We start from the raw sequence: 12,583 nt of genomic DNA, 5'->3' as shown, positions 1-12,583 counted from the left end.
GTAAAGGTATTACTTGTTGATTTTGTGTACAGTAACAAAAGTTACACAATGATAATTTTATAGAAATAATTCTTTGAACAGTATATAAACGCCCATTGCCAATACAAACCATCCGAAAGCTGTTTTTAATTTATTTCCTTCGATTTTTTTAGAAAGATACATTCCTATAAATATACCTATCACGGCAGAAGTTGTAAAAGCAAGTAGCACATACCAATTGATGGGTTGCCCATTTATAAGATCGCCCGAAAATCCCAAAAGAGAATTGAATGCAATGATAAAAAGCGAGGTGCCTACTGCCATTTTCATTGGCATTTTGGCCAACAGAACCAATGCAGGAATAATTAAAAAGCCACCGCCGGCACCTACCAAACCTGTTAATGTACCAACCAAAGTGCCTTGAAGCAAAATCATTGGATAATTATATTTCAAAGTACTATCGTTTGATTCTGTACAATGCGGACAAGGGCGAATCATAGATACAGAGGCTAAAATCATTACAATTGCAAACAACACCATAAGTGCAATAGGCTTTGTAAATTGAAAATTGTTTACCGTGAAAAGAATATCAGGAATTACAGGTAATACAAACGATCGAACAATATAAACAACCACAATAGATGGAATTCCAAAAATGAAAACTGTTTTAAAGTCCACCTTTTTTTGTAAGGCATTTTTTGTTCCGCCCACCAAAGCAGAACTGCCCACCACAAAAAGCGAATACGCAGTTGCCAAAACCGGATGAATTCCCATGATATAGACTAGAATTGGAACCGTTAGAATAGATCCGCCGCTGCCAATTAATCCCAGCGAAATACCTACAAGAATTGCTAAAAAATAGCCCATTAAATCTGTTGCCATATCTTTTTGAATGATTTATACAGCAAAGGTAGATCAGCCTAAAAAGCTGTGCAGTAACAATTGTTACACATCATAAAATAAAAAATAGACCGCAGTGAAAAAACTGGGTCTATTATCTTTTAATCGGTAATATAGTTATTTTATTAATTCAATGGTGTTTCGGTTAAGCTTAATGTGTCCTTCGTTTTCTAAAGCTTTTAGCAACCTTGAAACCACCACGCGTGAACTGTTTAATTCATAAGCAATTTCTTGATGTGTTTTTGAAATAATGTTCGATTGGTTTATTTTGCTTTTTTCATGCAGATAATTCAGTAAACGTTCGTTCATATTCATAAAAGCAATATTGTCTATGGCAGCCAACATTTCATTGAAACGGTTGTTGTAGCTTTCAAAAACATACGCGCGCCAACTTTTGTATTTTGCCAGCCATTCTTCCATTTTGTTTACAGGAATCATTGCCACCATACCGTTGTTTTCGGCTACTGCTCTAATTTCACTTTTTTTATCGCCCAAGCAACAGTTCAACGTCATGGAACACGTGTCGCCTTTTTCAATAAAATACAAGAGAAGCTCACCGGTATCAAAATCTTCGCGCATAATTTTAATGGCACCCCGAATTAAAAGCGGCATGGTTTTAATATACTTGCCAATATCAATCAATACATCACCTTCGTTAAATTCCACTAATTGCGCAACCGACACAATTTCATCTAATAAATCCTTTTCAAAAACACTTCCGTAGGTTTCTTTTATAACATCTTCCATTGTAAAAAAATTAATGAGGCAGCTTGTTTTTTAGCAAACCATAAAACCATGTGCCCAATACTGCACCTAAAATTACAATTAAAATTGGAAAGTATCCAGCACCTGTTAAAACAAACATCGGCCCGGGACAAGCACCAGCTAATGCCCATCCTAAACCAAACAAAATCCCACCAATTAAATAACGAGCGATGCTTTTTTCTTTATCGGCAATAGTGATTTGATTTCCGGTAATATCTTTTATTTTTTTGGATTTAATGTACTGAACAAGCACAATTCCCACAGCTAAAGCACTGCCCATGAGTCCATACATATGGATGGATTGAAAGTTAAACATTTCGTATATTCTAAACCATGAGGCAGCTTCGGATTTATACATTACAATTCCAAAGAAAGTTCCGATGATTAAATAGATCACATTTTTCATTTGAGGGTGCATTTAAGTTAAAAAATAAACGGAAAAATGATATGTACCATAAGCAATCCGCCAATAAAAAATCCAATGGTAGCTATTAATGAAGGCAGTTGTAAATTACTGATGCCCGAAATAGAATGACCAGAAGTGCAACCGCCTGCATAGCGAGCTCCAAAACCTACTAAAACACCACCAATAAGCAATATTGCCAATGTTTTTGGGTTGGATAATGCTTCTGAACCAAAAAGTTCGGTAGGCACATATGCGGTACCAGCACTTTTTATCCCCATTTGATGTAATTGCTCGATGGTTTGTGGATGAATGTTAGGTGTTTGATTTTCAGAAAGATAATTAGCAGCGACAAAACCGCCGATAACAGCACCTAGCATTACCAATAAATTCCAACGTTGATTTTTCCAGTCAAAGCAAAAGAAATCACATGTTTTGTCGGCTCCACACATGGTGCAAAGTGTTCGAAGGTTTGATGACATTCCAAAGTTTTTACCCACATACAGCAAAGCAAACATGGTTAAAGCAATTAAAGGACCACTTACATACCACGGCCAAGGTTCTAAAATCCATTCCATACTATTATTTAGTTTATTTTCGGAACAAATTTCAGAATTATATCTCACAAATTATGTAACAAATGTTACTGAGAAGTCTTTTTTTGATTTGCTAAAGGAATAATAATCGTTTACATCTTATAAATAATCATTTGCAAGCATTACAATAAATTCGTTAGTGCTGAAATATCCTCATTCTTATACTCCAAATAAATATGCGAATGAAAATCATTCAGTTTCTTCAGCAATTCCAGCAGTTCGATTTTTTCTTTGTTTTCAAGTTTTCCGGCGAGAATTCTGGAAGTCATATTCACTTTTTCAACGGAGCGGTGGAAATAATCTTCGCCTTTTTCGGTGATGTTCAAACGTTTGCTTCTCTTATCTTCGTTGTCATTTTTTTCTTCAATTAAACCATATTCAAGCAGACGTTTGATAATCTGCGTACCCGTTTGTTTTTCGTGACCGTTCCTTTCAATCAACTGAATTTTAGTCAAATTCGGCTCATCTTTCAGTCGGTAAAGGTAGGTGAATTCTTCATTGGCGAGTTCAGGGAAATCATTGAGTCCTTTTCTAATCAATTGTTTAGAATACCGTCCCAAAAGCAAAACCTGTTTGCAGATTTCATTCTCTGTAAATGAAACCTGATGCTGTTCATTTTTAAAAAGCTTGGTAGGACTTTCTTTTCTGTATTTTTTATCGTTAAGCCAAAGCCGGAAATCCTCAACTGTGGAGTGAGGTTTATAGGCTTCGGAATTTTCAAATTCTTTGACCTGATGAAGCAAATCAATGAAAAAATCAGTATTCATAGCGCAAATTTAATCTAAGTATTTTAATAATGTATTAATTTATCAGTGTAGCAATGTAACAATTTAACAAAGTCATAATTCAAAAACTCTCAAACCCTCAAACTCTCAAACTCTCCAACTCTCTAACACTAAAGCTTAACACTTCCCATTCCACCATCAATTCCGAAAATCTGTCCGGTAATCCACGAAGATTTATCCGAAACAAGGAAAGCCGTCATTTCCGCAATTTCTTCAGCCGTTCCTACTCTTTGCAACGGATGTCTTTTCGCAGAAGCTTCTCTTTTTTCGGGGGTTGCCAAAAGTTGTGATGCCAGATTCGTGTCCGTTAATGAAGGCGCAATGGCATTGACCCTGATTTTCTGAGCCGAAAATTCTGCCGCCAAGCTTTTTGTAAGACCTTCCACCGCATTTTTGCTCGCCGCAATCGAAGCGTGAAAAGGCATTCCCAGTTTTGCCGCCACCGAACTGAAAAGCACAACTGAGGCACTTTCCGACTTTTTGAGATTCGGCAACAGTTTCTGAATGATTTTTACCGCTCCCAAAACATTAATTTCAAAATCATTCTTAAAATCATCCACAGAAAGTCGGTTAAAAGGTTTCAGATTAATACTTCCCGGTGCATAAACCAATCCGTCCACAACTTCCGGAAAGCTGATTTCGTCTAAATTTCCCGAAAGAATATCCATTGTGTGAAATTCAATATTCGGATGATTCAATTCTGGATTTTCCGTTCTGGAAATTCCGATAATTCTATTTTGTTCTGAAAGGATTTTTGCCGTTTCCAATCCAATTCCTTTTCCGCAACCGATGATGACTATATTTTTCATATTCAATTTATCTTTTAGAAATTTTATTATTGCTGATAACTCGCTGTCTGCTGCATTTAAAACGGTTGATTTCTTCGCTTCTTTTTTTTAGGTGTTTCTGGCTCACTCCCGAATTCACTCTTTTTCGCCAAAGCTTAAAACTCGATTCTTTCAGTTCCGAACGCATCAGTCTAATCACTTCCGATTCACTGACTCCGAACTGAAACTGTATCGCTTCAAACGGCGTTCGGTCTTCCCACGCCATTTCGATGATTCTGTCAATTTGCTGTATGTTGAGGTTTTTATTCATTTTTTTGATTTTAACGCAAAGTCCGCAAAGATTTTTCTTTAAAATTTTAAAAATATTTTTTGTTCGCAAGGGCGTTTCACTAAGCAAAGGATAATTATAATGCGGAAAAATCAATTGGGCGGTATGTTTTACTTTTTTAGCCATAAACGTCTGAATTTTTGATTGGAATCAAACATTTCTGCCTGTTTTTCAGGGTTAAAAGTCCGGTCACGATTGTCATTTCCGACTCCGGCGAGATACACCCAGTTGCCGTAATTGCTGTGAACATCATAATCAATCAGCATTTCCTCAAAATACGCCGCCCCGATTCTCCAGTCCTGTTTCAGAATTTTGCAGAAATAGGAAGCTACATTTTGACGACCGCGATTGCTCATCCAGCCTGTATTTTTCAGTTCGAGCATATTCGCATTCACAAAATCGGAATCCGTTTTTCCATTCTTCCATTTTTGAATCAATGCTTTATTGTTTTCAACGAAATACTTTTGATGATTAATTCCGTTTTTCCAAAAAATCAAATCCTTGTACTGCAAAGAAATATATCTGAAAAAATCCCGCCAAAGCAATTCAAAAATCAACCAATAGGTCGAATCATTGGCTCCGAATTCCTCTTCATATTTCTTAATTTCATAGTAAATCGTGACAGAAGAAAGACTTCCGTCCGACAGCCAAGCCGAAAACTTTGAACTGTAATCTCTTCCCACCAAACCGTTTCGGGTTTGCTTGTATTGACTCAGATTCTGCGTTTCCGAGAAATAATGATGCAATCTTTTCAATGCTTCATTTTCTCCGCCCGAAAAAGGAAAAGCAGTTCTTTCGTCCGTTTCAAAATCTTCAAAACAGAGCGATTTTAACGAAATGGTATCGCTTTTAAAATGAATTTCTGGTTTATCGTACATCAGATCTTCCGATTCAAATTCAGGGCGAATCAGCAGATTTTTTTCAATTTTTTGTCTAAAACTGGTAAAAAGCATCGGAATTTTATCCAAAGTTTTAAAAACAAAAAGCGGATGAACCAGAAACTGTGAATACGATTTTTCCCAAATGGCGTTCGGAATTGCTTTTTCAATTTTAGCTTGTAATTCAACTTCTTCCTTTGTCCATTCTTCCTGACAGAAAATCTTCACGATTTCAAATTCCTCGGAAATTTCTTTGAAAACATCTTCTGTTTTGCCGTATTTGATTAAAAAAGGAATCTTCTGTTTCGCTAAATTCTGCTTTAAATCTTCTACACTTTCCAGCAGAAATTTCGTACGGTATTTTCCGATTTTTCTGAAACCAAACTGTTTTTGAACAAAAAAATCAGCGTCAAAAACATACAGCGCAAGAAAAGGTAAATCTTCCTGCATCGCTTTGTACAAGGATTCTGAATCGCTCGTTCTCAAATCTTTGGTGAACCAGAGGATGTTGATTTTTTGTTTTTCCGGCATCTTTCGCTGCAATATTTTACTTCGTCCCAGTTTTTCTTCCACTTTTTCCGCCAGTTAAAAGGCAGTCCACAGACTTCACAGATTTTGGAGGGTAATTGTGAAGGCATATTTTTTTTATATTAAACTTTAATTCAAATACAATTGTAATATTAACAGGTCGCTCCTACGGAGCTTCCTTTTTACGGCTCTCTACTTTCTATTAACAGTACATTCCTACGGAATTTTGTGATGCTCCGATAGGAGCGAACTGTTAATAAGAAAACATTTTTATAAGATGAGAGCTCCGTAGGAGCGACCTGTGAATGATTCATTCATTCCAACAAAATCGTTTTCAAAACTTTTTTTGCATTTTGAATAACTTGTAAATTCATCAAAATCTTTTGTTACGTTTGATGTCGATTTGCGGTTAAATATCACTTAAAATAGTTTTTAAAATTATTAATTGCTACATCTTTCGCTTTCAAATCGTGCATCATATTATACAAACCGAAAAACGTTCGGTTCAGGTAAATAAAATGTCGGGAACCACGGTTGGTATTCATTCCCTTCATATCACTTGCTTTCGCATATTTTTGTCCCAAATCGGCAATCTCCTGAAAGAAAGACTCATCCGAAAAATCAAATTTTTCCTGATTAAATGGTCTTGTAAATAGTTCCAGCAATTCGTAGAATAATTTGGCAAAAAACTCTTTTTCTTTTTCTGAATCATCTTCACGCAAAATTTCCAGAATAAATAATTTCTCACGGAAAATTTCAGGATTCTTTAAATTTTCTTCTTTTGCCAGCTCAAAATACGGAATGTAAAAATCTTCCGGAATCTCTTTGATACAGCCAAAATCGATAACCAACAATTCCTTGTTTTCAGAAATCAGGAAATTTCCCGGATGCGGATCGGCGTGAACCTTTTTTAGAATATGCATCTGATACATATAAAAATCCCAAAGCGTCTGTCCGATTTTATTCAAATCTTCCTGCGAATTCTGTTTTTTAGTAAATTCCGAAAAATGAATTCCCGACATCCAATCCATCGTAATGATTTTCTCACATGAAAATTCAGGATAATAATGTGGAAAATTTACATTCGGAAGATGACTGCATTCTTCTGCAAAATGCTGACTGCGTTTGAGTTCCAGATTATAATCGGTTTCCTCAAACAATTTGTCTTCCACTTCCTGAAAGTAAGATTCCGAACCCTCTTTTTTGATGTTGAACATCTTCATCGCAATCGGTTTTACCATTTTAAGGTCGCTCGAAATACTTTCTCTTACGCCGGGATACTGAATTTTGACCGCAAGTTTTTTGCCGTCTTTTTTTGCGGTATGAACCTGTCCGATACTCGCTGCATTAACCGATTCGGCGGAAAATTCATCAAAAATATCTTCCGGATTTTTCCCGAAATATTTTCGGAAAGTTTTCTTCACTAAAGCACCCGACAAAGGCGGAACCGAAAACTGCGAAAGTGAGAATTTCTCTACATATTCCACCGGAAGAATATTTTTTTCCATACTCAGCATTTGAGCAACTTTCAGCGCGGAACCTTTCAATTCTTTTAACGAATCGTAAATATCTGTTGCGTTATCTTCATTCAGGATTTTGCGGGCTTCCTCTTCCTCTTTCGTGATTTTATTTCCGTAATATTTCAGGTAATTAACTCCGACTTTTGCCCCTGCTTTCAAAAGGCTGCTTGTCCGCTCAATTTTTCCTGTGGGAATTTTATCTAATGTTTTCATTTTAACTCCTATTAAATTTTTCCTTCCAAAGAAACTTTCCAAGGTCGAAAACTTTTCTCAACGGTTCATTGTCCATCAGTTCAAAACCTGTGTCAATGGTTTTTTCGATGAAAATATCAGTTTTTTCAAAATCCGGAGAAAAGTCATTTTTCCAAAATTCAATGGCAGAAACGAGATGCAACCACAACACATTTTCACGTATTTGCTCATGGGTATTTTTAATGTCCTCCTTGGCTTTCTCTAAGATTTCCCAAGAACTAAAATCCAATGTTTTGATATATTCCTGATGGATTTTTTTCAGTGAAAGCAAATTTTTAGAAAGAGGTAATTTGTGCTTACCTAAAATCATCAAAACCAGCGAACGATTCATGGTAAGGTTTTCAAAAAAGATATAGTAAACATTCAGGAGTTTTTCTTTTGAAGTCATACCCTCTGCATTGTTTACATCTTCTGCTAATTCTATAGATTTACTAAAAAGTTTGACCAAAATATGTTTTTCAACTTGATCAAAACTTGTAAAAAAAGTATAGAATTTTTGCTCTTCAAACTTATTTTCTTTAGCGAATTGATATACACTTTTGGGCTGTTCACCATGGGTAAGAATATAATCCGAATATAACTCGAAAATTTTGTCTTCTGTAATGGAAATTTCTTTTTTCATGATACTTATTGTTTGTTCAAATTTATGAAATATTTTACTTGTTTTTATTTTTTGGTAAAATATTTAACTTTATTAAAAGCTTATTTTTGAGCTTAAATAAAGAGGATAGTAATTATTCTTTAAAGAATTAAAACTTTAAAAGACTATGACTCCAGAAAATGGTTAACGTTCTATATTGTCTTTCCATTAAATGTGGTGGATTCTGCTATAAAGGTAAGTTTTGAATAAATTTTAGAAAATTTTTAGCTTCATTTATTTAGGATTTAAACCTGTTTATGATTCAGGTCAAAAATTCAGAGGATATTTATAAAAAGTGATGTAGTTCAATTTACAAAATAATACAAACCATTTTTGTAATTGTGTAAGTCTGTTTTGTGCTATTCGTTGTAATTTTACATAAAAAGTAAGATTATGAAAACCCGATATAAAATAAACGAGATGACATGCAGCGGCTGCCAAGCAAAAGTTATGGAAGCCTTGCAAACCTTTGCTGATAACGTAGAAGTGAGCCTGCATCCTGCTGAAGCTGTTATAGAATCAAACAAACGAATTGATTTGGAAGATTTGCAGCATGCACTTTCAAAAAAAGGTCCTTATACCATTCAAGAAATTACTATAAGCGCAAATGGGGCTGAAGAACTCTCTGAAATTGCCCATCATGCGGTTCACAGCCACAACAATAATAACGAACCACCAAAACAATTAGAGCATTTGAAGGGTAAATATTATTGCCCAATGCTGTGCGAAGGCGATAAGGTTTATGAAAGCAATGTAGGCTGCCCAATTTGCGGAATGGATTTGGTTCAAATTGGCGGTTCAACCAATAATAACGAGGAACAAAATCATTTAAAAAAGCTATTGATACAATCTGCAATCATAACCATTCCTGTGTTTTTTATTGCGATGTTTGGGATGAGTCACAATAGTTTTATCTACAAAATACTTCCGTACAATGTTGCGCTTTGGTTGCAATTTATTGGTGCAACTAGCGTGTTGTTTTTGGGAAGAAAATATTTAAAACGTGCGTATATATCCTTTAAAACCTGGAATTTAAACATGTTCAGTTTAATTGGTTTAGGAGCAATTGCTGCTTATTTATTTTCGGTTTATGTACTTTTAAATCTGCATACATTTCACACAAACGATCATTTACCTATTTATTTTGAAAGTGTTGCCGTAATTTTTACACTGATGATTTTAGGACAATGGTTAGAAGCCCGTGCGCATCAAAAAACCAAGTCATCATTAGAACATTTATTGCATCTTGTACCACAAAAAGCAACCCTTTTAATCAATGGAAGTACAACTGAAATTGCTATCGATAAAGTACAGATTGGCGATGAGTTGTTAGTGAAACCTGGCGAGAAAATTCCTGTTGACGGAATTATACTGTCTGGGAAAACATCTGTAAACGAAGCATTATTGACAGGCGAACCTTTACCTGTAAACAAAGAAGGAAACGATGAGGTTTTGGCAGGAAGCATCAATACCGATCAATCTTTTACCATGAAAGCAACCCGAATTGGCCAAACAACAACAATTGCACAGATTGTTGAAATGGTGAACAAAGCCAGTCTTTCGCGTGCACCGATTCAACGTTTAGCCGATAAAATATCGGGTTATTTTGTACCAATCGTCGTTTTAATTGCACTCTTAACTTTTATCTATTGGGGATTTATTTCAACAGAAGCATCGCTTTTATTTGGTTTACAAAACGCCATTGCGGTATTAATCATTGCGTGTCCGTGTGCATTGGGATTGGCTACGCCAGTTTCTATTTCGGTGGGCATTGGAAAAGGAGCCGAATACGGAATCCTTATAAAAAAAGCCGAAGCTTTGGAATTGTTGCAGAAAACAAATGTAATTATAACCGACAAAACCGGAACGCTAACCGAAGGAAAACCATCGTTGGAACAAATTATTCCGATGAAAAATTTTTCTGAAGAACAATTGATTAAAATTACTGCCGATTTGAATGCAAACAGCGAACACCCAATTGCCAAAGCATTTACCGATAAAGCAATAGATCAAGATATTGCCTTTAAACCAACAAAAATGGTGGCAAATGTTCAAGGAAAAGGCGTGCAGGGGATGATAAACGGCAAAAAAGTTTTGTTAGGTAACGAAGCATTGCTCAAGCAAAATCGTTTAGAAATATCGTTAGAAATAAAATCGAAAGTAACCGAAATTCAAAATCAAGGAAAAACAGTTTCATACATCGCTATAAACAATGAAGTGGTTGGTTTGGCTGTTATTCACGATGCTCTAAAACCCGAAGTGAAAGAAACCATAGCGTATCTTCATTCAAAAAACATAAAAATCATCATGTTAACGGGCGATCATCAGTTAACAGCAAACGCTATTGCAAACCAAATAGCAATTGATGAAGTTTTTGCGCAACAGCTTCCTCAAGATAAATTAGCCATGATTGAATCCATCCAAAAAGAAGGAAAAATCATTGCTATGATTGGCGACGGAATCAACGATGCGCCCGCACTTGCAAAAGCTGACGTGGGTATTGCAATGGGCAGTGGGTCAGACTTGGCACAAGATTTTGCTAAAATCACGCTGCTAAACAATTCCTTTTCAAATTTAAAAAAAGCATATAACCTTAGCACACACGTTATGAAAAACATTCAGCAAAACCTATTTTTCGCTTTTGTTTACAATGTGGTGGGCGTAGCATTTGCAGCCGGAGTGTTCTATTACGCAATTGGGATGTTGCTTTCACCCATGATTGCTGCTTTGGCAATGTGTTTAAGTTCGGTTTCGGTAATTGCAAATGCGTTGCGTTTGCGAAATGTGAAATTATAAAATCAATAAAATTGTTAATCGTTTAAAATTGATGTAATTTCGCTCAATAAAAAATAATATCAGTCAAAAAATATGAAACAAGTACCTTTAAATGACGTTCACGTTGCTTTAGGAGCAAAAATGGTTCCTTTCGCAGGATTTAATATGCCGGTTCAATACGAAGGCGTAAATATTGAACATGAAACGGTGAGAAACAATGTGGGTGTTTTTGATGTATCGCACATGGGATTATTTAAAATTTCGGGCGATAAAGCTTTAGATTTGGTTCAAAGAGTAACAAGTAACGATGCTGCTGTTTTGGTTCCCGGAAAAGCGCAATACAGCTATTTACCAAACGATAAAGGGGGAATTGTTGACGATATAATCACTTATAAATTAAACGATACGGAATATTTAATGGTTGTAAATGCATCGAACATTGATAAAGATTTTGAATGGATTTCTTCTCAAAACACAATGAATGCTGCATTTGAAAATTTATCAGATCAATATTCTTTATTGGCAATTCAGGGGCCAAAAGCCAACGATGCCATGCAATTATTAACAAATATTGATTTGGAAGAGTTGAAATTTTATACGTTTGAAGTGGGAACTTTTGCAGGAATTGATGACGTTATTGTTTCGGCAACGGGTTACACAGGATCAGGCGGTATTGAAATTTATGCTAAAAATGAAGATATAGTACATATTTGGAACGAGGTGTTGATAGCGGGTAAATCATTCGGCATTAAACCAATTGGATTGGCAGCACGCGATACCTTACGTTTAGAAATGGGTTATTGTTTGTACGGAAATGAAATTAACGATACCACTTCGCCAATTGCAGCAGGATTAGGTTGGGTTACCAAATTCACCAAAGATTTTGTGAACAGCGAAAACATTAAAGCTGATAAAGAAAACGGTGTAGCCACAAAATTGATCGGTTTTGAATTGATTGACCGCGGCATTCCGCGTCACGATTATGAAATTGTTGATGCAGCAGGAAACATTATTGGGCATGTTACTTCTGGAACACAATCTCCGTCTTTAAACAAAGGAGTAGGGATGGGGTATGTAAACAAAGAGTTTGCAAAAGAAGGAACAGAAATTTTTATTCGCATCCGTAAAAACGATGTAAAAGCTCAAGTTGTTAAAACACCTTTTTATAAGAAATAATTAATTTTTATTACAGATATTTAAAGAAACCGTCTCAGTACTATATTATTGAGTCGGTTTTATTATTATATTTTTATTAATTTTTTTTGAGTAAGTATTTTTACTCGTGGATTCAAGTTTTAAATTTTACAAAACTTTTTTTGTTCCGATATGGCTTTACATCGACTTATTCTAATTTTTTTGTATAATATCTTTACTAATTTCTGTAAAACTATCTTTTAATTTGTAATTGCTAAAATTATTGTCCGTCAAATGTCATACAATAGTCTT

The 12,583-nt window shown here is 35.3% G+C and carries 13 protein-coding genes; 2 read left to right on the top strand and 11 right to left on the bottom strand.

All coding sequences use genetic code 11. The annotated features are described in order from the left end of the window. Positions 1 to 57: 57 nt before the first annotated feature. From NPX36_RS00500 to NPX36_RS00450, 11 genes are all read right to left on the bottom strand, one after another. Positions 58 to 861, bottom strand: a complete 804-nt coding sequence (locus NPX36_RS00500) for a sulfite exporter TauE/SafE family protein (protein WP_257499496.1) — start codon at positions 859 to 861, stop codon at positions 58 to 60. A gap of 135 nt (positions 862 to 996) precedes the next feature. Next, complete coding sequence (locus NPX36_RS00495; protein ID WP_257499495.1) at positions 997 to 1,626, bottom strand: Crp/Fnr family transcriptional regulator; 630 nt, start codon at positions 1,624 to 1,626, stop codon at positions 997 to 999. A gap of 10 nt (positions 1,627 to 1,636) precedes the next feature. Then, a complete protein-coding gene (locus NPX36_RS00490; protein WP_257499494.1) occupies positions 1,637 to 2,050 on the bottom strand; it encodes a YeeE/YedE family protein in 414 nt (137 codons plus the stop codon). A 17-nt stretch (positions 2,051 to 2,067) separates the two neighbouring features. Next, on the bottom strand, positions 2,068 to 2,625 hold the full coding sequence (locus NPX36_RS00485; protein WP_257499493.1) for a YeeE/YedE family protein: 558 nt from the start codon (positions 2,623 to 2,625) through the stop codon (positions 2,068 to 2,070). A gap of 140 nt (positions 2,626 to 2,765) precedes the next feature. After that, positions 2,766 to 3,410, bottom strand: coding sequence for a MarR family winged helix-turn-helix transcriptional regulator (locus NPX36_RS00480; protein ID WP_257499492.1), 645 nt, complete (start codon positions 3,408 to 3,410; stop codon positions 2,766 to 2,768). A 128-nt stretch (positions 3,411 to 3,538) separates the two neighbouring features. Beyond that, on the bottom strand, positions 3,539 to 4,237 hold the full coding sequence (locus NPX36_RS00475; RefSeq protein WP_257499491.1) for an SDR family NAD(P)-dependent oxidoreductase: 699 nt from the start codon (positions 4,235 to 4,237) through the stop codon (positions 3,539 to 3,541). A 7-nt stretch (positions 4,238 to 4,244) separates the two neighbouring features. Beyond that, a complete protein-coding gene (locus NPX36_RS00470) occupies positions 4,245 to 4,526 on the bottom strand; it encodes a TIGR03643 family protein (protein WP_257499490.1) in 282 nt (93 codons plus the stop codon). A gap of 128 nt (positions 4,527 to 4,654) precedes the next feature. Beyond that, a complete protein-coding gene (locus NPX36_RS00465) occupies positions 4,655 to 5,953 on the bottom strand; it encodes a DASH family cryptochrome (protein WP_257499489.1) in 1,299 nt (432 codons plus the stop codon). Further along, complete coding sequence (locus NPX36_RS00460; protein ID WP_143883645.1) at positions 5,905 to 6,060, bottom strand: DUF2256 domain-containing protein; 156 nt, start codon at positions 6,058 to 6,060, stop codon at positions 5,905 to 5,907. The genes NPX36_RS00465 and NPX36_RS00460 overlap by 49 nt, the downstream gene beginning before the upstream one ends. A gap of 306 nt (positions 6,061 to 6,366) precedes the next feature. Beyond that, positions 6,367 to 7,683 carry an ABC1 kinase family protein gene (locus NPX36_RS00455; RefSeq protein WP_257499488.1) on the bottom strand — a complete coding sequence of 439 codons (1,317 nt, stop codon included), beginning with the start codon at positions 7,681 to 7,683 and terminating at the stop codon, positions 6,367 to 6,369. A 1-nt stretch (position 7,684) separates the two neighbouring features. Beyond that, on the bottom strand, positions 7,685 to 8,344 hold the full coding sequence (locus tag NPX36_RS00450; RefSeq protein WP_257499487.1) for a TetR family transcriptional regulator C-terminal domain-containing protein: 660 nt from the start codon (positions 8,342 to 8,344) through the stop codon (positions 7,685 to 7,687). A gap of 411 nt (positions 8,345 to 8,755) precedes the next feature. Between NPX36_RS00450 and NPX36_RS00445 the strand changes: the two genes are divergently transcribed. Both NPX36_RS00445 and gcvT read left to right on the top strand, forming a co-directional pair. Beyond that, positions 8,756 to 11,158, top strand: coding sequence for a heavy metal translocating P-type ATPase (locus tag NPX36_RS00445; protein ID WP_257499486.1), 2,403 nt, complete (start codon positions 8,756 to 8,758; stop codon positions 11,156 to 11,158). A gap of 72 nt (positions 11,159 to 11,230) precedes the next feature. Continuing rightward, the gene (gcvT, locus tag NPX36_RS00440) at positions 11,231 to 12,313 is read left to right on the top strand and encodes a glycine cleavage system aminomethyltransferase GcvT (protein ID WP_257499485.1); all 1,083 of its coding nucleotides are present in this window, start codon (positions 11,231 to 11,233) and stop codon (positions 12,311 to 12,313) included. Positions 12,314 to 12,583 lie beyond the last annotated feature (270 nt).

The sequence above is a fragment of the Paenimyroides aestuarii genome, from assembly GCF_024628805.1.
GTDB lineage: Bacteria > Bacteroidota > Bacteroidia > Flavobacteriales > Flavobacteriaceae > Flavobacterium > Flavobacterium aestuarii_A.
The sequence above is the reverse complement of the archived record's forward strand: the minus strand, read 5'-3'. Positions and strand labels throughout refer to the sequence as shown.